Source organism: Mesorhizobium sp. WSM4817 (assembly GCF_055811135.1).
Map to the genome: position 1 here is coordinate 20,721 of NZ_JBVVQQ010000039.1, position 22,189 is coordinate 42,909.

Here is a 22,189-nt window from a genome sequence, read left to right on the forward strand (position 1 = left end):
GACCGAAGGGCTGCCTTACCCCACCCACTTCTCGTAGTCCGACACCAGGAGGTGCAGCGGCGCGACGTCCTCGTCGACGTCGGCGAAGCGGCCGATCGGCTCGCGGAAGACATTGTCGGTGAGATCGTCGTTGACGGTCGAAACCTCGCCGATCAGCACGTCCTTGCCCTCGGCCCAGAACGCGTGCCAGACGCCCGGCAGCAGCGTGACGCTCTCGCCCGGATCGAGCTTCAAGAGCCCGCCCGCCGGCAGCCGGTGAATGGTCCCGTCGACCGGCACCGATACTTCCGCCTTCGGGTCGATGCCGCCATCGCGATCGTGCATGAACAGCTCCAGCACCAGCTTGCCGCCGCCGCGGTTGATGATGTCCTCGGCCTTGATGTTGTGACGATGCATCGGCGACAGCTGATTCTTGCGCGAGATCATGATCTTCTCGGCATAGAGCATGCCCATGCCCTTCTTCATGTCCTCGTAGCGACCGTTGCGAACGGTGAACAGGAAGAGGCCGAGCTCGTCGAACTTGCCCTGGCCGTAATCGGTGATGTCCCAGCCGAGCCGCGAGGAGAAGATGGCCGACGAATCCTGCCGGCGCGCCTTCATCTGTTCCGGTGTCCAATAGGCGAAGGGCGGCATGATGTAGCCGAACGAACGGATGAAGGCATCGGCGTCGCGGATGATGTCGTTGATAGCGGAGCGTTTCATGGTTGTGGTTCCTTCCCGTCGGCTTGGGCGATCTCCAAACCGAATAGCCGAACACCGATCCGGTGTCGACGTAAACCGCGTGCTGGCCTCATGACATCCCGGCCGATCGGGTCCATAAGTCCAGGCAAATCCGAGGGTGAAAATCCATGCTGAGCATAGACGACCTCGATACACCGGCGATCCTGATCGATGTCGACCGCGCCGAAGCCAACATCGCGCGGGCGCAGGCCCACGCCGACCGCCACGGGCTGAAGCTCAGGCCGCACATCAAGACCCACAAACTGCCTTACTGGGCAAAGAAGCAGATTGCAGCCGGTGCGGTCGGCATCACCTGCCAGAAGATCGGTGAAGCCGAGGTGATGGCCGATGCCGGCCTCAACGACATTTTTCTGCCTTACAACATTGTTGGCCGGGCCAAGCTGGAGCGTCTCAAGGCGCTGCACGGCCGCGTGACGCTGTCGGTGACATCAGACAGCATGGAGACGCTTGCGGGTCTCGCCGCCACCTTCACCGATCCAGGCCAGCCGCTACAGGTACTGGTGGAGTGCGATACCGGCATGGGCCGCTGCGGCGTCCAGTCGGCCAGCGAGGCGGTCGCATTGGTCAGAGAGATCGACAAGGCCAGGGGGCTCGCCTTCGGCGGGCTGATGACCTATCCGGCGGCAGGCCGCGCCGCCGAGGCCGAGGCGTGGCTCGCCGATGCGCGCCAGGCGCTCGCCGCATCCGGCCTTGCCTGCGAACGCATCTCCAGCGGCGGCACGCCGGATATGTGGCGCGCAGGCGAGGCTTCCGTCGTCACCGAGTACCGCCCCGGCACCTACATCTATCTCGACCGCTACCAGGTCGCCAAAGGTGTCGGAAGCCTTGACGACTGCGCGCTGACGGTGCTGTCGACGGTGATCAGCCATCCGACGTCGACACGGGCCATCCTCGATGCCGGCAGCAAGGCCTTGTCCAGCGACACGCTGGGGCTGCCCGATTTCGGCGAGTTGCTGGGTATGCCGGGCGCCACCGTCACCAGCCTCAGCGAGGAGCACGGCAACATCACGCTTTCCGGCGACGCCAGGCTGCGTATCGGCGAGCGCGTGCGCGTCGTGCCCGACCATTGCTGCGTCGTCACCAATCTGTTCGACGAGGTCCACCTGATCGCCGGAGAACGGGTGCTGGAGACGCTGCCGGTGGCGGCGCGCGGCCGCATGGGGTGAGAAGCGGTCCGCGGAGCGGACAGAAAGCCAATTGCTGGCTTTCGAGCTTCGAACGGCCTGAGCCTGCGAAGGGCCGGGCAAAGTTGAAATGAGTCAGGCTGATTGCCGTTCGGCCTGCCTAGCCGCAACCCGCCGCATGGCAATCACCCGGCGACGCAGGATTTCCGTCCGCATCACCATCAGATGCAGCGCGAAGAACAGCACGGTAAAGCCCAGAGCCATCACCAGCAACGGCCGCAACAGGCTGGGATCGATGGTCGGCCCGCCGAGCCGGAACACCGAAGCCGGTTGATGCAGCGTGTTCCACCAGTCGACCGAGAATTTGATGATCGGGATGTTGATGAAGCCGACCAGGGTGATGATTGCGGCGGCCCAGGCGGCGCGCGCGGCATCGTCGAGGGCCCGCGTCAGCGCGATGATGCCGAGATACATCAGGAACAGCACGAACACCGAGGTCAGCCGCGCATCCCACACCCACCAGGTGCCCCACATCGGCTTGCCCCAGATCGAACCGGTGATCAGCGCGAGCGCTGTAAAGACGGCGCCGATGGGTGCCGCCGATTTCAGCGCGACGTCGGCCAGCGGATGGCGCCACACCAGCGTGCCCAATGCGGAAACCGCCATCAGCGTGAAACACATCATGGCCAGCCACGCGAACGGCACATGGATGTACATGATACGCACGGTGAGGCCTTGCTGGAAATCCTCCGGCGCCGTGAAGCTCATGTAGAGCCCGGCGGCCAGGAGGAGTGTGGCGATGGTTGCCAGCCACGGCACCACCTTGTCGGCCAACCCGACAAACCGCGTCGGGTTGGCGAAATCCATCCAGCCGCTGAGGCGTGAAGTCAGGTCACTCATGCGGCTTTACATAAACCGGTGATGGGCTTGGGGCAACTACAGCACCGTGTCGCAGGCGCGCGTTCCCTTCTCCCCCTGTGGGCCCGAAGGGCGGACGAGGCCCGTGACTCGCCCCGGGCGGTGGATCGGCGCGCAGCGCCAAGACGGTTGAGGGGTGCTGGACGGAGCGAGGCCGGCGCCAAGCGAGCACCCCTCATCCGTCCTTCGGCGACACCTTCTCCCACAAGGGGAGAAGGGAAGAACTTAGGCGGCCGCGTCCGTGATGGTGCGGCTGAGGCGGCGGACTTCCTCGTCGTTGAGCAGGCCGCCGGCGCGCAGCAGGCTGGCGAAGCGGCCATTGCGCATCGACAATTCGGCGAAGCCACCCATTTCGACCACCTTGCCCTTGTCCATGAAAACGACCAGATCGGCATCGCGAACAGTGGTCAGGCGGTGCGCGATGATGAAGGTGGTGCGGCCGCGCCGCAATTCGTCGATCGCTTCCTTGACGCGGTCTTCCGTCTCGACGTCGAGCGCGCTGGTCGCTTCATCGAGCACCAGGATGGGCGAATCCTTCAGCACGGCGCGCGCGATTGCAATACGCTGGCGCTCGCCGCCCGAAAGCTGTCCACCGCGTTCGCCGACGACCGTATCGTAGCCGTTGCTCTTCGACAGGATGAAATCCTGCGCGGCAGCGGCATTGGCGGCGGCGTGGACCTCATCATAGGTCGCCTCGGCGCGCCCGACGCGGATATTGTCCTCGATCGAGCGGTTGAGCAGGCCCGCATCCTGGAACACGGTGGCGATCGAGTGGCGCAGCGACTTGCGGGTCACCGTGCGCGTATCGATGCCATCGATCAGGATACGGCCGCTGGACGGCGAAAAGACCCGCTGCAGGAGATTGATAAGCGTGGTCTTGCCTGCGCCCGTCGGGCCGACGATGGCCACGGTCTGGCCGGCATGGACCTCGAACGACACGTCGTTCACGCCCTGCCCCGAATTGGCGAATTCGAAGTTGACGTTTTCGAAACGCACATGACCAGTGACGTTGACCAGGTCACGCAACCCGTCCGGCTCGGCGGCCTCGGCCGCGGAGTCCTCAAGGCGATAAAATTCCTCGAGCTTGGCCCTGGCTTCCGAAATCTGGTTGGCGAAGGCCGACATCTGATCGAGCCGGGCGATCAGCAGCGTGGCAAAGCCGGTAAACGCGATGACGTCACCGATACGCAATTGGCCATGCATGACCAGATAGGAGCCGATCAACAACACGACCATCATCGAAATGGTCGACGACAGACGGTGCAGAGCGTTGGCCATCGCCCACCAGTCGAGCACCGGATACTGGGCATCAAGCAGATTCTTGACATAGCGCTTCAAGGAGTCGGTCTCGTGGCCGATGCGATTGTAGCTCTGCAGCACGGCGACATTGCTGACCGAGTCGCTCACATGCGCAAACACCTGATGAAAGTGCCGCTCCACGGACGCCTGGCCTTCCCTGGTGCGACGCATCACCAGCCGGCCGATTCCGACGTAGAGCGCGCCCAGCGCCAGCAGGACCATCGACATGCGAATATCCATGCTGAGCGCCGTCGGCACCAGCAGAACCAGCGCGACAACCGTCGACAAATGCTGCCTCATGAACTCGAGCCAGAGGCTGAACAAGGTCTCGACCGCGCGCAGCAGCGTATGCAGGGAATTGGAGGTGCCGCGCTGATGATGCCAGGCAAGCGGCATGGTGATCACGCGCTCGAATGATTGGCAAAGAACCTCGCTGCGCCGCGCATGGGCAAAACGGTCCGCGCCGCGCGCCACCAGAACGAAGGCGATGACGTTGAAGACGCCGATACCGGCCCATAGGCCGAGCGTCGAAAAGACCGAGCCGCTATCCGAAATGGCATCGATCACCCGTCCGAACATGATCGGCTCAAGGATGGCGATAATCGCAAGCGCGACATTCGCCCCACAGATAAACGCGACGCGTTTTCTGTCGGCAGCGAGATAACCGAGCGCTCTCCAGTAGATTTGCAGAAGGGACACTTCAGCTACTCCGGCAAATTGTTATTTGTGCACTGCATCATTTTCTGACTCGTACTCGTTGACGTGTCGCGAAACAATGCCCTCGTACCCCTTCAGTTCCCAATTCGCGAACAAAAGATGGCGACGCTGCGAAATCTGTCGTGATCAGCTAACGGTTTGACAAGAAAGGTAAAATGTCAGCCTTGCGGCAAAATCATGGCAGGCTGCAAGCACTGCCGAAATTTTAATCAGCAACTGGTTATGTACGAATCCCAAAAACCTGCATCGGCTTTTGGGAAATCTCATGCGCAATAGAATTGCTCGAGCAACTTTAAATAACGCACATCCTCAAGATGTACAAAGACGCTCCAAATCCTTGGAGCTACGCCGGTATCCTGACGACCAGATCGGCCTTGTCGCCGGCTTTCGGTTCGAAAGACGAAGCCTTCGTCTTTTTACCATTTACCTCGAGCGAGACGGCTTTGGCCTTCTTGTCGCGGACAACCTGAACCCTGAGCTCGGCCCCCAGCACCTTGAGCGTTGCCGCATAGCCATCCCAATGGCTGGGCAGTTTCGGCCTGAACTGGATGCGCTCGCCCCTGCGCTCGATGCCGAGGATGCCTTCGACCGCCGCGCGATAAAGCCAGCCGGCCGAGCCGGTATACCAGGTCCAGCCGCCGCGGCCGCCCTTGCCTTGCCCGGCGTAGACGTCTGCCGCGACGACATAAGGCTCGACGCGGTAGTGCTCGGCAGCGGCTTCGTCGGGTGCATGGTTGACCGGGTTGAGCATCGAGAAGCAGCGGTAGGCGTCGTCGACGCGCCCCATTTCGGCGAGCGCAATGACGAACCATGTCGCCGCGTGGGTGTACTGGCCGCCGTTTTCACGGACACCCGGCGGGTAGCTCTTGATGTAGCCTGGGTTCTGTTCCGTCCTGGAAAAGGGCGGCGTGAAAAGCTTGACGATGTTGAGCTCGTCATCGACGAGCATTTTCATCGCCTGCTGCATCGCCGTCGTCGATCGCGCCGGATCGCCCTCGCCCGACAGCACGCTCCACGACTGGGCAATCGAGTCGATCTTGCATTCCTGCGAGCTGCGCGACCCCAGCGGCGTGCCGTCGTCGAAGCTGCCGCGACGATACCATTCACCGTCCCAAGCCGTGCTTTCCAGCGCCCGCTTCAGCACGCCCGCGTGTTTTGTCCAGGCTTGCGCATGCTTGGCGTCGCCTTCCGCCTTGGCGACAGCTGCAAAGTCGCCCAGCGTCTTCAGCAGGAACCAACCCAGCCAGACGCTCTCGCCCTTACCGTGCTCGCCGACACGGTTCATGCCGTCGTTCCAGTCACCGCCGAGGATCAGCGGCAGTCCGGCGGGGCTGCTGCGCTTGATGGCAAGGTCAAGTGCGCGCGCACAATGATCATAGAGTGAAGCGGTCTTCTTCGATATCTCCGGCGTGAAAAAGGCGTCGTGCTCACCTTCTTCCAGCGACGGCCCTTCGATGAAGGGCAATTGTTCCCTGAGGATCGCGGTATCGCCGGTCACCAGCAAGTAGTGTGCCGTGGCGTGGGCGAGCCAGACCACGTCGTCGGAAATCATGGTGCGGACGCCTGCCTCGGTTCGCGGCAGCCACCAATGCTGCACGTCGCCTTCGGGGAATTGCCGCCGTGCCGCGTTGAGGATCTGGTCGCGCGCCAGTTTCGGATCATGGAGAAGCAGGGCCAGCGTGTCCTGCAACTGATCGCGAAAGCCAAAGGCGCCGCTCGCCTGGTAAAACGCCGAGCGGGCGCGGATGCGGCAGGCAAGGCTCTGATAGGGCAGCCAGTGGTTGACCATCGCGTTGAGCGCCCTGTCCGGCGTCTCGACCTGGATGGTGTCGAGAAACCCTCGCCAGGTGCGTTCATTGTCAGTCAGCCGCTGATCGAAATCCTTGCTGCCATGATGCTGTACCAGCGCGCTGGCTTCCTCGGCAGAGGCTGCATCGCCGAGCAGCCAGAGCAGCGTCACGTCGCCGCCGGCAGGGATGTCGACGTCGCGTGCAATTGCCGCACAAGGATCGTCGCCCGCCTCGACGCGGCCCGACAGGCTTGCGCCGCTGAGCACGGCTTGCGGAAGTTCGCTGGTACCGTTTCGGCCGATGAACTCGCCGCGGTCGGCCGTCACCGAGTGTGCCGCGCCGTCGGCGGCCAGGAAGGCGACCCGCTCGCTGAAATCGAGCCCGTAGGGATTTTGCGCCAGCAACGCGCCCGTCGCGGCATCCCTCGAGGGAACGATGGTCGCCGCCGTGCGCGAACGATGGCTGCCAAGAACCCATTCCGCATAGGCATAGACGCGCAGGCGCGCCGGCCCCGAACCGGAATTCTGGATGCGCAACCGGGAGATTTTCACCGGATCGACGGAATCCACCACATGGGTAAGGTCCATCGACAGCGGCCCGCGCTTCGAACGGAAGGTCGAAAACCCCTGCCCGTGCCATGTTTCGTAGGTCATGGCGGGATCGCGGACCACGGCGGCCAGCGGCGAGAACGCCCGGCCGCTGGCATGATCGTAGATATAGATGCCCTCGCCTGGCCGGTTGGTGACCGGGTCGTTCGCCCACGGCGTCAGTTGATAGTCGCGGCTGTTTCGGCTCCAGCTGAAGGCAGCGCCCTCAGCCGAAACGTGGAAACCGAACGAGGCGTTGGAGACGACGTTGATCCAGGGCTGCGGCGTCGTGCGGCGGCCAGCAAGGCGCACGACATAGTGGCGTCCGTCGCCCTCGAAACCGCCAAAACCGTTCCACTGGTTGAGCCCGCTGCCGTCGGCACTGCCGTCGAACGAGGCTTGGGCCCACGTCTGTGGCGCCGGCGGAGACGGTTCACGAAGCGCTGCTGCACCCGCCGGCTGCAAGGCGTCCCGCGCTTGCAGCGCAGCGGCCTCGGCGCGCTCGATCTGATCGAAGATGGTGCCGTTGCGCGTGTGCAGAACGACGCGAGCAGTGGCCAGCAGCGTCTTGTAGGTCGCCTCGTCCATGAGGTCGCGGCGCACCGCGAAGATGTGCTGGCGGGGTCCTAGCTCCTTGCCGCGCAGGCGGCTGTTTTCGCACAGCGTCTCGACCGCCCGTTGCAGGTCCTGCACGTAGGACGAAGCCTGCTCGTTGATGACGACAAAGTCGATCATCATGCCTCGGGCGCGCATGTATTCCTGGAAGCGGAGCGCCTGAGCAACGATTTCGAGATCGGCGACATCGCCGATCCTGACCAGGAAAATCGGAAAGTCGCCGGATATGCTGGTCGGCCATAGGCCCGATTGCCTACCGAGCCCGGAAGCGATCGATTCGGCCGGAAGCCGCAGGAACGGATCCGGATAGATCAGGTAGCGCGCCAGATTCTGCACATTGGCGGCATCGGCAAGGCTGAGACCGAGATGCCGGGTCTGCACCTGTGAGCGGGTCCAGGCGAGCATCGCCTGGCGCGCGAAGGCTTCCGGATGATCAAGCCGCGCAATGGCTTCTTCGAGTTCGGCACGGTTGGCGCCGACGGCAGTCCAGAAGGTCAGCGCTATCTTCTTGTTGGCCGGCACGCGCACCTGTCGGCGAAGTGCCGCGACCGGATCCAGCGTGAAGCCGGAATGGCCGCCAAGCTTGGCGCCGGGATCGAAGGCGGCGGCCTCGGTAATGGTGCGGCCGCGGCCTATGAAGGCGCGCCGGTCGGTTTCGGCCTCGGCGTCGCGCGTCGACCCAGACGGGTCGGTGACGAAATGCACCATGGCGACATCAGGCTCGTCCGTTTCCCGCTTACGTCTGGTGGCGAAGATCGCTGCGTTATTCGCAGCGATTTCGGTTTCCACGAACATTTTCGAGAACGCCGGATGCGCGTTGTCGGATGCTTCGGAGCCCAGCACCAGTTCAGCGAACGAGGTCACTTCGATATGCCGGTCGACCGGGCCGTCATTGTAGAGCGTCACCCGCCGGCCTTCGCCATTTCCTTCCGAAATGACGATGCATTCGACCTCCGAACGCAGTGATCCCACTGACTTGACGAAGCTCGCCTTGTCGTCGGAGAACAGCGTCCGCACCTCTTCGTGGGTGGCACGCTTCGGCTCGGCGGTGGCCGACCACCAGTCGCCGGTGCCGGAGTCGCGCAGGAAGATGTAGGAGCCAAGCCGATCCTCGGTCGGGTCCGGCTGCCAGCGCGTGACGGCAAGCTCGCCCCAGCGACTATAGCCGGAGCCGGTCGCGGTAACCATGACCGAGTAGCGGCCATTGGACATGACGCTGGTCGAACGCAGCGCCTTGAGCGGGTTGAGCACGATGCGCGTATCGGGGCTTTCGGCTTCCGTTTCGTCCTTCGACCGTTCGTCGGCCTCGGTCCTGACGGTGGCGGTCGGGATGTCGCGCGGCGCTCTTTCCTGCAGCAGCAACTCGGCCGACTCGATCACCGGATCGCTGTGGAAGCGGTCGCGCAGGCGTCCTTCGAAGATGGCGTCGGCGACGGCGGCGATCGACATGCCGGAATGGTGGGCCATGTAGTTCAGCACGACGACATGGTCGGTGCCCTCCGGCACGCGTTGCGGCGTGAAATCGACCGCATCGTAGAAGCCGTGCCGGCCAAGGGCGCCGAGCCGCCGCAGCCTGGCCAGGTTCTGCACCGATTCACGCGGGGTGAACTGCGCCGCCAGCACGGTCGCATAAGGGGCAATCACCGTGTTCTGGCCGAGACCTCGCTTCAGGCCCAGCCCGGGCACGCCGAAATTGGTGTACTGGTAGGTCAGTTCGCGATCGCGGGCGTTGTAGGCCGCTTCCGAAATCCCCCAGGGCACGTCCTTCGAGCGGCCGTACTGGATCTGGCGCTTGATGATGAGCTTGCTGGTCTGGTTAAGGATGCTGCCTTGCGGCTCCTTCATCACCAGCGGCGGCATCAAATACTCGAACATCGAGCCGGACCAGGACATCAGCGCGCCCTTGAACCCGATCTCGACGATCGGCCGGCCGAGGTGGAACCAGTGCTCCGTCGGCAGATCGCCCTTAGCTATGGCGAACAGGCTGGTCAGCCGCGCCTCGGAAGCCAGCAGGTCGTAGCAGCTTTCGTCGAGCTGATGCTCCTCGACCCGGTAGCCGATCGACAGAAGCTTGCGTTCCTTGCGCATGAGGAAGGAGAAATCCATCTCGAAGGCAAAGCGGCGCGTACGCTCGCGCAACGACAGAAGCTTGGCCCGCAGCGCCTCGACGGCAGTGTCGTCGCTATGCGCGTCATGGACATGCGCTTCGCAGGTGGCTTCCAGTCTCGCCGCCCAGTCGGCGATGGTGTCGCTCTGCGTCGATGCGGCCTCAGTATGGATGGCGATGGCGAGCTTGCGGATCTCGCCGGCCAGAACGGCCAGATTGATGGTGCGGATCGAAGCCATCTCGGGCTGTGCCTTGATCGATTCGACCGCGCGTCGCATGCCATCGAGGCGATCGGCAAGTCGCTGGCGCAACGGCCGCAACTGACGGCGGTCGTCAGGCAACTCCGCCAGGCTTTCGTCGAGGATCGTCACCGTATCGAGGATACCCTCGAAGTCGCCCTGAAGGTGGACTGCAGGCGCTTCCGCCCATTCGGCACAGGCTGCCGCCACCGCCACCAGATGGCCGGCGAGATTGCCGCTATCGACAGCGGAAATGTACAGCGGATAGAGCGGCTTCAGCGTCGTCGTGTCATACCAGTTGAAGAGATGGCCGCGCTCACGCGGCATGCTCTCGATAGTCGACATCGTCGCGTCGATGCGGGTGGTGGCGTCGGACAGGCTGATCCAGCCGAAATCGCGCGCCGAAACAACTGACAGGAGATAGACGCCGATATTGGTCGGTGAGGTGCGGGGGGCCACGACAGGCGCCGGGCTTTCCTGGAAATTGTCGGGCGGCAGATTGTGATGCTCGGCCGTCACGAAGGTCTCGAAATAATGCCATGTGCGCCGCGCAATCGTGCGCAGCACATGGATGTCCGCCGCCGATATGCGCAAACGGTCCTCGGTTTCGGCCGAGCGGCTGATAAAGAAGGCGAAGGCCGGCGAGCCGATCCAGAACAGCGCGAAGAAGAAGGCGACGAAAGCTCCGGTGGAATCGGCCACAACAGGGATGGCGAGGCCGACGACGCCGACGATCACAGCGCCGTACATCATGCCGTAATAGGAGCCGAGATCGTTGTCGCCGATCTTGTGAGCCTGCGAGGCAGTGCGCCATTCGAGCATGTTCTTCCGGCTGACGAACAGGCGGTAGAGCGTGCGAATGATGGCATCGCCCATCATCCAGGCCAGATGCGCCATCAGCACGATCTTCAGAGCCACCAGGGCGGTGCCGAAGACGACGTCGCGCGCCAGCGCCGAGAAATGACCGCGCGGCGTCTGGTCGCCGCTTTTCGGCAGGATGGCGTGGACGATGTCGAATGTGGGCGCCATGAAAAGTGTGAGGATCAGCAGCGCCTGCCATTGCGCCGCCTGGGTGAAGGGCAGCAGCGTCCAGCCGGCGATCGCGGCCATCACCCAGAAGATCGGCGTCAGCGACCGGCGCAGATTGTCGACCATCTTCCAGCGCGACAGCGCCGGCACGCCGGAACGCGGATTGAGAATGAAGCCCAGAAGCTGCCAGTCGCCGCGCGCCCAGCGATGGTGGCGCGACGCGTCGACCGAATAGCGGGTCGGATAGTCCTCGACCAGTTCGACGTCGGTGACCAGTGCCGCGCGCGCCAACGCGCCTTCGAGCAGATCGTGGCTGAGCACGGTGTTTTCTTCGATGCGGCCCTTCAGCGCCGCCTCGAAGGCGTCGACGTAATAGAGCCCCTTGCCGGTGAAGGAGCCGTCGCCGAAGACGTCCTGGTAGATGTCCGAGACGGCAAATACGTAGGGATCGAGGCCGCGATTGGCAGAAAAGACCCGCTGAAAGAAGGATGCGTCGTCGCCGCTGGTCAGCGGAGCGGTGATGCGCGGCTGCAGGATGGTGTAGCCGGCGGTGACGACGCGCTTTGCCGCATCGTAATGCGGGCGGTTGAGCGGATGGCAAAGCTTTCCAGCCAAACTGGCGACGGCATCGCGGGTGGTGCGCGTATCGGCATCCAGCGTCATCACATGGATGACCTTTTCCGGCAACGGCACGTCCAGCGGCAGAAAGGTGGTGTCGCTGTCGCCACGCAGCAGAAGATTCAGTTCGTGGAGCTTGCCGCGCTTGCGTTCCCAGCCCATCCAGGCGCCCTGGGATTCATTGTAGAGCCGCCGGCGGTGCAGGACATAGAAACGCGGCGCGCCTTCGCTGGGATAGCGGGCGTTCAGCCGCGCGATCTCGTCGCGAGCATATTGGAGGATCTCGATATCCGCCGCATCGATTTCGGTTTTGCTGTCCGGCCAGTCCGAAAGCAGAGCGAAATGGATTTCGTCCGCCGTGTTGGCCAGGTGGTGCACTTCGATGTTGCGGATGTTCTCCTCGACGTCGTCGCGCGAGCCGATCAGCGACGGCACCACCACCAGCGTGCGCGCCTCGGGCGGCATGCTGCGTTTATAGTCGTAGCCGACGAGGCGCGTCGGCTTCAGGAATAACGATACGACGGTGTTGAAGAAGGCAAGCGCGCCTTCGCTGGCCGGCACGGCAAACAGCGCCAGCATCAGGACGATCGACGGTATGGACAGGCCGAGACTGGCAAGGGCGTTGCCGGAGAGGACAAGAAGCAGGACCGTCAGCGCGAACACCGGCACGACAATGCCCAGCCATCCGGTCTTGTGGAACGCCCGTTTGATCGTGACGCTGACCGTCGGCCGATAGCCGATCGCCTTTTCCAGTTCCAGCCGGCGCGGACCGACCAGAAAGAACCCGACGTCCGTGTGAGCGGTCGGACCGGTGACGGTGGTATCGGCGACAGCGGCATGGCCGGCGAGTTCGATCGCCTTTTCAGCAACGCGGAATTCGGAACGATCGGAGCGGCGCGCCATTTCCTCGATCGCGGTCCGGTACTGGTCGCGCGAGAAGAAATCGAGCGCGGCAAAATCGGTCCGCTCGCGCAGCAAGGTGTCGATGCGGCTGACGTCTTCGAACCAAACCGTCCAGTCGATATCGTTGATGAGCCTGAGGCCGCGGATGATGTTGCCGGTGGTTACGTTGCCGCTGGACAACGTGCGATGCTCGCTGATGATGATTTCCTCGGCATCGGAGCCGGACCTTTCAAGCTCGCCCTCCAGCCATTCCAGCGCCCTGCCGGCATTTTGCGACCCGTCGCGCAGGCGGTAGAGCAATTGGGTGGCAAAGGTGGTGTCTTGTGCATGGGCGACGTAGTTCGACAGGATCGCCTGACGGTCGGCGGTTTCATCGAGTGCCAGCACGCGGTCTGCGACCTCGTTGGCAATCTGGCGCATCTGCCGGGTACGACTGACCCGAACCGCGATCCGGCGAAGATTTTCGATCAAAACGAAGCGCAGCAGCGATGGCAGCGCCCAGAGTTCGCCGATCTTCAGCGGCTCGACGGCCTGAAAGCCTTCGACGATCGCCTTGAACATGGTCGCCGAGACCGAACTGTCCGAATGGGCGACATAGGTCCAGGCCAGCGCAAGGGCGCGCGGCACGCTGGCGCCGTCGGACAGTTTCAGGGTCGGCAACTGACGATAGAAGCGGCGTGGCAGGTCGCGCTTGACCTGGAAGATGGTTTCTTCGACCAGATAATTGTTGTCGAGCAGCCATTGCGCCGCCGGCGTGATCGTCTCGCCTCTCGCCTGCGCGGCATTGGTCGAACGGTAGACTTCGAGAATCTTGCTGGCGCTGTCGCGGACGCGTGGCTGGAAATCGAACGGCTCCAGGCCGAACAGATCCTTGACGTCACCCTTGGCGAGGCTTGCACCCAGCGTGCGCAGGCGCTCTTCCGGCAGGAAATTGGAGCGTATCGGCTCTTCCGTGATGGCCGGAAAGCTCGCGCTTGTCTTTTCCATTTGGGTGGGGTCTGTCTGGATATTCATTGAAAATTCCGCATGGGGGACGCGTTAGCGGCGTCACCGCCACGGCAATGTCCCTAGAACCGATTGAAATGGAATTAGTTGCATCGAAACAAGGGCCGAAAGTTTATTTTCGCACCAAGACCTGCAGACGAACCACCTCCCTCCCGCCGGGAGTTGATCGACGGAAGGATTCAGGCTTTTTCGTGATCTGGGCTTGAGCTTACGGCATATTTCGCCGGTGTTGTGATCATGTTTCGAAACAGGCGTTAATCGTTTGCCGAAACGCGATCGATGCGGATCACGAACAGCGTCGCTGGTCGCGCAGGCTCCAGGCGCTGTGACAGAGCGTCGTCCGGCCCGAGCAACAGCGCGTCGCGCGGTCCGATGTGGACAGGCGCCGCGCCGGCCACCGAGATCTCGCCGTCAACACACAGGATGAGGGTCGCATCGGCGGCTGACTGGATGTCCGTCGCGGCTGAAATCACCAGGCGTTCGACGGCATGGGTCATCCGTCCACGCCGTGTCATGACGTTGAGATCGGCGATCGGACCGGCGATCAGCGCCGCTTCCGTCGGCACATCGGCCGGAAAGGAAAGCGGGGCGGACGTTTTGGTCACCGTAGCTGCCGGGCGGCCGGCCAAATCAAGGATGATCCCTTCGCCTTCCAGCACGGCCAAGCTCCGGTCGACTCCGGCAAATTCGGAGAATGACCCACCGCTTTCGACGCGCGCCATGGAGACGCGCCAGTCGAAATCGTCGAGCGCAGCACCTGCGGGCGAGACGGCGATTTCCGTCGTCACCCCGCCGCCGTTCTTCCACGGCATGGACCGGTATTCGGCTGCCCGGAGGATGCGCAAGGCGCGGTTCAGCCGAGGATGCCTGGCAGGTTGAGCTGGTGCTCCCTGGCGCAGTCGATGGCGAGGTCATAGCCGGCATCGGCGTGGCGCATGACGCCGGTTGCGGGGTCATTCCATAGCACCCGCTCCAGGCGTTTGGCCGCTTCGCGTGTGCCGTCGGCAACGATGACCATGCCGGCATGTTGCGAAAAGCCCATGCCGACGCCACCGCCATGATGCAGCGATACCCAGGTTGCGCCGGAGGCGGTGTTGAGCAGCGCATTGAGCAGCGGCCAGTCGGACACGGCGTCCGAGCCGTCCTTCATCGATTCCGTCTCGCGGTTCGGCGAGGCAACCGAGCCTGAATCGAGATGATCGCGGCCGATGACCACCGGCGCCTTGAGCTCGCCTTTCGCCACCATCTCGTTGAAGGCGAGGCCGAGCCGGTGGCGGTCGCCGAGACCAACCCAGCAGATGCGCGCCGGCAGACCCTGGAAGGCGATGCGCTCACGCGCCATGTCGAGCCAGTTGTGCAGGTGGGTGTTGCCGGGCGTCAGCTCGCGCACCTTGGCGTCGGTCTTGTAGATGTCCTCGGCATCGCCGGAGAGGGCTGCCCAGCGAAACGGACCGATCCCGCGACAAAACAGTGGCCGGATATAGGCCGGCACGAAACCCGGGAAGGCAAAGGCATTGTCGAGCCCTTCCTCCTTCGCCACCTGGCGGATGTTGTTGCCATAGTCGAGCGTCGGCACGCCGGCATTCCAGAACGCCACCATCGCCTCGACATGTTCGCGCATCGACGCGCGCGCCGCCTTTTCGACCGCCTTCGGGTCGCTGGTGCGCTTCTCGCGCCATTCGGCGAGCGACCAGCCCTTGGGAAGATAGCCGTTGAGCGGATCATGCGCCGATGTCTGGTCGGTGACCAGGTCGGGGTGCACGCCACGCCGCACCAGTTCCGGCACGATGTCTGCGGTGTTGCCGACCAGGCCGACCGATTTTGCCTCGCCGGCCCTGGTCCAGCGCTCGATCCTTTCCAGTGCCTCGTCGAGCGTGTCGGCGCGTTCGTCGACATAGCGAGTGCGCAGCCGGAAATCGATGCGGTCGGGATCGCATTCGATCGCCAGGCAGCAGGCGCCGGCCATCACTGCGGCCAACGGCTGGGCGCCGCCCATGCCGCCGAGGCCGCCGGTCAGGAGCCATTTGCCCCTGAGATTGCCGTCGTAATGCTGGCGGCCAGCCTCGACGAAGGTCTCGTAGGTGCCCTGCACGATGCCTTGGGTGCCGATGTAGATCCACGAGCCGGCCGTCATCTGGCCGTACATCATCAGGCCCTTCTTATCGAGCTCGTTGAATTTCTCCCATGTCGCCCAGTGCGGCACGAGGTTGGAATTGGCGATCAGCACGCGCGGCGCATCGGTGTGGGTACGAAACACGCCGACCGGCTTGCCCGACTGCACCAGCAGCGTCTCGTCGTCTCCAAGCGTCTTCAGAGAGGCGACGATGCGATCAAAGTCGTTCCAGGTGCGCGCCGCGCGGCCGATGCCGCCATAGACGACCAGTTCGTTGGGGTTTTCGGCGACGTCGGGATCGAGATTGTTCATCAGCATGCGCAACGGCGCTTCAGTCAGCCATGTGCGGGCGTTGAGCTCGCTGCCGCGCGGGCTGCGGACTTCGCGGAGGTTGTGGCGAGGATCGGTCATGGCGTCACTTTTCCTTTCGAATGAGCTGCGCGACGATGCATCAGCGCCCGGCCCAGGCAATCGCGCTTTCCAGGATCCGCTTCAGTGTGGCGCGGATCGGCGCGGCGAATGCCGGGTCGTAAGGCACCGGCCAATTGTCGGGCGTACCTTTGCCCTCGGGCTCGCGCATATAGCCGCGGTTGGACAGTTCCATCTGCAGCGCATGGACGTTGTTGTGCGGCTGGCCGAAATGGCGCGTGATCCAGCCGCCTTTGAAGCGGCCGTTGACGACAAAACTCTCGCCGGTCTCGGCGAGGATCTGGCCAACCATTGCCTGCAAGCCCGGGTCGGCGCTTTTGCCGTCATTGGTGCCGAGGTTGAACACCGGCAGCGTGCCTTCGAACAGCCGCGGCAGCATCGAGCGGATCGAATGGCAGTCATAGAGGACGATCTTCCGGTGCACGGCGCGCAGCCTGTCGATCTCGGCCTGCATGGCGGCATGGTAAGGCACAAAGTACTTTTCGCGGCGCTCGTCGACCTCCGAGGCATCAGGCTCTTCCCCGACACGATAGAGCGGATCGCCGTCGAAGGTCTCGGTCGGGCACAGGCCGGTGGTTGCCTGGCCGGGATAGAGCGAGACTCCAGACGGATCGCGATTGACGTCGATGACGGTGCGCGAGATCGCGGTATGCACCACCGTCGCGCCGAGGTCTTCGGCAAAGTCATACAGCTTGTCGATCCACCAGTCGGCGTCGCGGCGGCCGAGCCAAGGCGACACCAGCCGGTTCTCAAGGCCGACGAGATCGATGCCGGTGTGCGGGATCGAGACCAGCAGCGGGGCGGTGCCGGGCGTTACAGTGAGCCAGGAGGGTAAAGTCATGAATGGTCTCCCTGCGCCGGCGCTCTACGGCGCGAAGGATCGCGACCTATCGAGGTGTGCGCCCTCACGACGCGATTCCCGGCAGCGCCACCGCGCCCGCTGCCTTCACGGCAGCGCCGCTGCGCACCATGGCGATGGCCTTTTCCATGTCCGGGTGGAAATGCCGGTCATTGTCGAGATGCGGCACTTCGGCCCTGACCAGCCTGCGTACCGCTTCGAGCGGCGCACTCGATGCCAGCGGCGCATGGAAATCGCAGCCCTGCGTGGCGGCCAGCAATTCGATACCGATGACGGCCGTCGCATTCTCGATCATGCCGATCAGCCGGCGCGCGCCATGTGCCGCCATCGAGACGTGGTCTTCCTGATTGGCCGAGGTCGGGATCGAATCGACACTGGCCGGATAGGCCTTTTGCTTGTTTTCCGAGACGAGTGCCGCCGCCGTCACTTGCGGGATCATGAAGCCGGAATTCAAGCCTGGCTTCGGCGTCAGGAAGGCCGGCATGCCCGACAGCGCCGGATCGACCAGCATGGCGATGCGCCGTTCCGACAGCGAGCCGATCTCGCAGACGGCGAGCGCGATCATGTCGGCGGCGAAGGCGACCGGCTCGGCGTGGAAATTGCCGCCGGAAAGTGCTGTGTCGTCCTCGGCGAAGATCAGCGGATTGTCGGTGACGCCGTTGGCCTCGATGCCCAGCGTGCCGGCGGCCTGGCGCAGCACGCTGAGCGCTGCACCCATCACCTGCGGCTGGCAGCGCAAGCAGTACGGGTCCTGCACGCGTTCGTCTCCGACCCGGTGCGATTCACGGATGGCACTGCCGGCCATCAGGTTGCGCAGCGCCTCTGCCGTCTCGATCTGGCCAGGATGCCTCCTGAGCAGGTGGATGCGCGGATCGAAGGGGGCGTCGGAACCCTTGGCGGCATCGGTCGAGAGCGCACCGGCGACCAGCGCCGACTGGTAGAGCACTTCGGCGTCGAACAAGGCGGCCAACGCATAGGCGGTCGAGAACTGCGTGCCGTTGAGCAGCGCCAACCCTTCCTTGGCGCCAAGCGTGACCGGCTCCAGCCCGTGCGAGACAAAGGCGACCTTGGCCGGGAACCGGCCATGCGGGGTAAAACATTCGCCGACGCCGATCATCACCGCTGTCATGTGCGACAGTGGCGCGAGGTCGCCGGATGCGCCGACCGAGCCTTGCGCCGGCACCACCGGAATGACGTCGTTGGCGAGCATCGCTTCGAGCAGCTCAATGGTCTGCGGCCGCACGCCGGAGGCGCCCTGCGCCAGGCTGGCCAGCTTCAGTGCCATCATCAGCCGGCAAACACCGACCGGCATCGGTTCGCCGACGCCGGCGGCATGCGACAGCACGATGTTGCGTTGCAGCGTCTCGAGATCGGCGGCGGGGATACGGACGCTGGCCAATTTGCCGAAACCGGTGTTGATGCCATAGACCGGCTCACCCTTGGCGACGATGCGGGCAACGGCCTCGGCGCTGGCCTTGATCTTTGGCCAGCAGGCCGCGTCCAGCTTCGGCATCGCGCCACGATAGATTTCGCGCCAGTCGGCCAGCGTCGTGTTGCCCGGCTTGAGTTTGAGTTCACTCATTGTCCCCTCCAGATGCGGGCATGCAGCGGGTTGAAGCCCATGCGGTAGACGAGTTCGGCCGGGCGCTCGATGTCCCAGATCGCCAGGTCGGCCGATTTTCCAGCCTCCAGCGTGCCGGTGCTTCCGAGCCGTCCGAGCGCGCGGGCGGCCTCGCGGGTGACACCGGCAAGGCATTCGTCAACAGTCAGACCAAACAAAGTCGCCGCCATGTTCATGGTCAGCAGCAGCGAGGTCAGCGGCGAGGTGCCGGGATTGCAGTCGGTGGCGACCGCCATTTTGACGCCATGCTGGCGAAACAGGCCGATCGGCGGCTTCTTAGTCTCACGGATGAAATAGTATGCGCCGGGCAGGATCGTCGCCACGGTCCCGGCCCTCGCCATTGCCGCCGCACCCGCCTCGTCAGTGTATTCGAGATGGTCGGCCGACAGGGCGCCATAGCGCGCCGCAAGTTCTGCGCCGTGCAGGTTGGACAATTGGTCGGCGTGGAGTTTTACCGGCAGGCCTGCTGCTTTCGCCGCGTCGAACACGCGAGAAATCTGCTCTGGCGAAAAGGCGAGGCCCTCGCAAAAACCATCGACCGCGTCGGCCAGGCCCTCGGCGGTGACGGCCGGCAAAATCTCGTTTGCGACCAGATCGATAAACGAGTCCTTGTCGCCTTTCGCTTCAGGCGGCAGAGCATGCGCGCCGAGGAAGCTCGTTGTAACCGTTACTGGACGGTTTTCGCCCAAGAGCCGTGCGGCGCGCAGCGATTTCTTCTCGTTTTCGAGATCGAGTCCGTAGCCCGACTTGACCTCGATGGTGGTGAGGCCTTCAGCGATCAGCGCGTCGAGGCGCGGCAGCGACTGCGCAACCAATTCCTGCTGGCTGGCAGCGCGCAGCGCCTTGACCGACGAGACGATGCCGCCGCCCGCCCTGGTGACCTCTTCATAGGTGGCGCCGGCCAGCCGCATCTCGAATTCGTTGGCGCGATTGCCGGCGTGGATCAGATGAGTATGGCAGTCGATCAGGCCGGGTGTGATCCAGCGGCCTTCGCAATCGACAATCTCGGCGTTCTGGCTGAACGCTGCCGGCATGTCGGCTTCCTGGCCGGCATAGACGATCAGACCATCGCGCGCGACGATCGCGCCGTCTTCGACGATACCCAGTCCGGCGGCGCTGTCGGCCATGGTCGCCAGTCGCGCATTGCGCCAGAGGCGGATCTCCCCTGCCCGGCTTTTGCTCTCTCCAGCCATCATCTTTTCCGTTTCAATCGGCCGCGGTTATGTATATACATATTGAAACGCACTGCAAGTGGTATCATTGCACGGGACACTGGGAATCGGAGAGAAAAACGTGACGGCGATCTTTGCGGAACAGGCGCTTCTGCCCGACGGCTGGCATTCCAATGCCCGGATCGTCCTCAGTGATGGCCACATCACCACGGTCGAGCCGAACACCGCATCCCAGCCCGGTGACGAACGCCATGCCATTCTGCTGCCAGGCATGCCGAATCTGCACAGCCACGCCTTCCAGCGCGGCATGGCCGGTCTAGCCGAGTTGCGCGGCACTTCAGCCGACAGTTTCTGGAGCTGGCGCGAGGTGATGTATCGCTTCGCGCTGTCGATGACGCCGGATCAGGTCGAGGCGGTCGCCGCGCAGCTCTATGTCGAGATGCTGGAGGCTGGGTTCTCACGCGTCGGCGAGTTTCACTATCTGCATCACGACCGCGACGGCCAGCCCTACGCCAACGTCGCCGAAATGGCCGACCGCATCACCGCCGCGGCTGCCGACACCGGCATCGGGCTGACGCTGCTGCCGGTCTTCTATGCACATTCCTCTTTCGGCGGCGCAGCGCCGAATGAAGGCCAGCGGCGATTCATCAACGATATGAATCGGTTCTCGCGGCTTGTTGAGAAATGTCACGAAACCGTTCGCACCTTGAATCACGCGGTCGTCGGCATCGCCCCGCACAGTCTGCGCGCCGTGACACCGAAGCAGTTGGAAAACATCGCGACAATGGCACCCGGCGGACCGATCCACATCCACATCGCCGAGCAAGTGAAGGAGGTCGAGGACTGCCTTGCCTGGTCCGGGGCGCGGCCGGTCGAATGGCTGCTCGCCAATGCCAGGGTCGATAGTCGCTGGTGCCTGATCCACGCCACCCACATGACCGAGACCGAGACGGCGGCCTTGGCGAAAAGCGGAGCAATCGCCGGCCTCTGCCCGATCACCGAGGCCAATCTCGGCGACGGCACCTTTGCAGCACCTTTGTTCAAACAGCATGGCGGCCGCTTCGGCGTCGGCTCCGACTCCAACGTGCTGATCGGCCTGCCGGACGAATTGCGGCAGCTCGAATATTCGCAGCGCCTCGCCCATCGTGCCCGCAACCTGCTGGCGGTCGCCGGCGGTTCGACCGGGCGCGCACTGTTCGATGCCGCGCTCGACGGCGGCAGCGCAGCGCTCGCCGCAAGCCCCTCGCGGATCGCCGCTGCCGCCCCAGCCGATTTCATCTCGCTCGATGGCAAGCACCCGTCGCTTGCCGGCAAGACGGGCGATGCAGTGCTCGACACCTGGATCTTCGCCAACGGGTCCAAGGTCGATTGTGTCTGGGTGCATGGCAAGAAACTCGTCAGCAGTGGCAGGCATGCAAGGCGCGATTTTATTGCCGAGCGTTTTCGCAAGGTGATGACGGCGCTTTCGCCATGAGCATGATCCAGACAATGGATGCGGACGGCGGCGAGCCCCTCTCGCTGCATCAACGCATCCTGTCCGACATCAGCGAACGAATCCTGTCCGGCGCCTGGGCGCCCGGCCACCGCATCCCGTTCGAGCACGAACTGACGGCCGAGTACAAATGTTCGCGCATGACGGTGAACAAGGCGCTGTCGCAGCTTGCCAAGGCGGGGCTGATAGAGCGCCGCCGCCGCTCTGGCAGCTTTGTCCGGCGGCCGCAGTCGCAAGCCGCGGTGTTGGAAATCCATGACATCAGGATCGAGGTCGAGGCGCTCGGCCTGCCCTATCGCTATGAGCGTGTGGCGCGATATAAAAGGCGCAGCAGCGCCGAGGATCGCGCCTTGCTGGAACTCGACTCCAACGGGCCGGTGCTGGCGCTGGAATGCAGGCATTTCGCTGGCAAGCGGCCGTTCGCCCACGAACAGCGGCTGATCAACCTGGCCGCTGTGGCCGAGGCTGCCAACGAGGAATTTTTTGCCGTCGCGCCTGGGCCGTGGCTGATCGCCCGCGTGCCATGGAGTGCCGCCGAGCACCGCATCCGCGCCGTCGCCGCCGACAGACACATTGCGACCGCACTCGAAATCGAGTCCGGCGCCCCCTGCCTAGTGGTCGAACGACGGACATGGAGCGCCGAGCACCCGGTCACCCATGTCCGTTTCACCTATGCGGCCGACAGCCACACGCTGGTCGCGCGGTTCACGCCGTCGCAGGGGTAACCCCCCCCCCCGGGGGGGGGGGGGGGGGGGGGGGGGGGGGGGGGGGGGGGGGGGGGGGGGGGGGGGGGGGGGGGGGGGGGGGGGGG

The 22,189-nt window shown here is 64.0% G+C and carries 12 protein-coding genes; 3 read left to right on the forward strand and 9 right to left on the reverse strand.

The window, feature by feature from the left end; all coding sequences use genetic code 11:
• Positions 1–15: 15 nt before the first annotated feature.
• Complete coding sequence (locus AC0L2K_RS32015) at positions 16–702, reverse strand: D-lyxose/D-mannose family sugar isomerase (protein ID WP_287212678.1); 687 nt, start codon at positions 700–702, stop codon at positions 16–18.
• Between the two features lie 146 nt (positions 703–848).
• Here AC0L2K_RS32015 and AC0L2K_RS32020 point away from each other — a divergent pair, with 146 nt between their 5' ends.
• Positions 849–1,907, forward strand: coding sequence for a D-TA family PLP-dependent enzyme (locus AC0L2K_RS32020; RefSeq protein ID WP_473533266.1), 1,059 nt, complete (start codon positions 849–851; stop codon positions 1,905–1,907).
• A gap of 93 nt (positions 1,908–2,000) precedes the next feature.
• Here AC0L2K_RS32020 and AC0L2K_RS32025 read toward each other — a convergent pair whose 3' ends face one another.
• The 8 genes from AC0L2K_RS32025 to hutI all read right to left on the reverse strand — a co-directional run bounded on the left by AC0L2K_RS32025 (position 2,001) and on the right by hutI (position 19,907).
• Positions 2,001–2,765 (reverse strand): heme ABC transporter permease, encoded by a 765-nt coding sequence (locus tag AC0L2K_RS32025; RefSeq protein WP_473533267.1) that lies wholly within the window; start codon positions 2,763–2,765, stop codon positions 2,001–2,003.
• A gap of 243 nt (positions 2,766–3,008) precedes the next feature.
• On the reverse strand, positions 3,009–4,781 hold the full coding sequence (locus AC0L2K_RS32030; protein WP_287055369.1) for a glucan ABC transporter ATP-binding protein/ permease: 1,773 nt from the start codon (positions 4,779–4,781) through the stop codon (positions 3,009–3,011).
• 361 nt (positions 4,782–5,142) lie between these two features.
• The gene (locus AC0L2K_RS32035) at positions 5,143–13,701 is read right to left on the reverse strand and encodes a glycoside hydrolase family 94 protein (RefSeq protein ID WP_473533268.1); all 8,559 of its coding nucleotides are present in this window, start codon (positions 13,699–13,701) and stop codon (positions 5,143–5,145) included.
• A gap of 245 nt (positions 13,702–13,946) precedes the next feature.
• On the reverse strand, positions 13,947–14,537 hold the full coding sequence (locus AC0L2K_RS32040) for a HutD/Ves family protein (protein WP_128247822.1): 591 nt from the start codon (positions 14,535–14,537) through the stop codon (positions 13,947–13,949).
• An 8-nt stretch (positions 14,538–14,545) separates the two neighbouring features.
• Entirely contained in the window at positions 14,546–16,216 is a 1,671-nt protein-coding gene (gene hutU / locus AC0L2K_RS32045; protein ID WP_473533269.1) for a urocanate hydratase, read from the reverse strand.
• Between the two features lie 40 nt (positions 16,217–16,256).
• Entirely contained in the window at positions 16,257–17,075 is an 819-nt protein-coding gene (gene hutG, locus AC0L2K_RS32050) for an N-formylglutamate deformylase (RefSeq protein WP_128247824.1), read from the reverse strand.
• Between the two features lie 64 nt (positions 17,076–17,139).
• Complete coding sequence (gene hutH, locus AC0L2K_RS32055) at positions 17,140–18,675, reverse strand: histidine ammonia-lyase (protein WP_473533270.1); 1,536 nt, start codon at positions 18,673–18,675, stop codon at positions 17,140–17,142.
• Complete coding sequence (gene hutI / locus AC0L2K_RS32060) at positions 18,672–19,907, reverse strand: imidazolonepropionase (protein ID WP_473533271.1); 1,236 nt, start codon at positions 19,905–19,907, stop codon at positions 18,672–18,674. The genes hutH and hutI overlap by 4 nt, the downstream gene beginning before the upstream one ends.
• Positions 19,908–20,007: 100 nt before the next feature.
• Here hutI and AC0L2K_RS32065 point away from each other — a divergent pair, with 100 nt between their 5' ends.
• Positions 20,008–21,360, forward strand: coding sequence for a formimidoylglutamate deiminase (locus AC0L2K_RS32065; RefSeq protein WP_473533272.1), 1,353 nt, complete (start codon positions 20,008–20,010; stop codon positions 21,358–21,360).
• 2 nt (positions 21,361–21,362) lie between these two features.
• Positions 21,363–22,103, forward strand: a complete 741-nt coding sequence (gene hutC / locus AC0L2K_RS32070) for a histidine utilization repressor (RefSeq protein ID WP_473533273.1) — start codon at positions 21,363–21,365, stop codon at positions 22,101–22,103.
• The last annotated feature ends 86 nt before the right edge of the window (positions 22,104–22,189 follow it).

Coding starts and splice junctions, on each gene's coding strand:
- AC0L2K_RS32015 (WP_287212678.1), bottom strand. CDS start 702: ATGAAACGCTCCGCTATCAACGACATCATCCGCGACGCCGATGCCTTC.
- AC0L2K_RS32020 (WP_473533266.1), top strand. CDS start 849: ATGCTGAGCATAGACGACCTCGATACACCGGCGATCCTGATCGATGTC.
- AC0L2K_RS32025 (WP_473533267.1), bottom strand. CDS start 2,765: ATGAGTGACCTGACTTCACGCCTCAGCGGCTGGATGGATTTCGCCAAC.
- AC0L2K_RS32035 (WP_473533268.1), bottom strand. CDS start 13,701: ATGAATATCCAGACAGACCCCACCCAAATGGAAAAGACAAGCGCGAGC.
- hutU (WP_473533269.1), bottom strand. CDS start 16,216: ATGACCGATCCTCGCCACAACCTCCGCGAAGTCCGCAGCCCGCGCGGC.
- hutG (WP_128247824.1), bottom strand. CDS start 17,075: ATGACTTTACCCTCCTGGCTCACTGTAACGCCCGGCACCGCCCCGCTG.
- hutH (WP_473533270.1), bottom strand. CDS start 18,675: ATGAGTGAACTCAAACTCAAGCCGGGCAACACGACGCTGGCCGACTGG.
- hutI (WP_473533271.1), bottom strand. CDS start 19,907: ATGGCTGGAGAGAGCAAAAGCCGGGCAGGGGAGATCCGCCTCTGGCGC.
- hutC (WP_473533273.1), top strand. CDS start 21,363: ATGATCCAGACAATGGATGCGGACGGCGGCGAGCCCCTCTCGCTGCAT.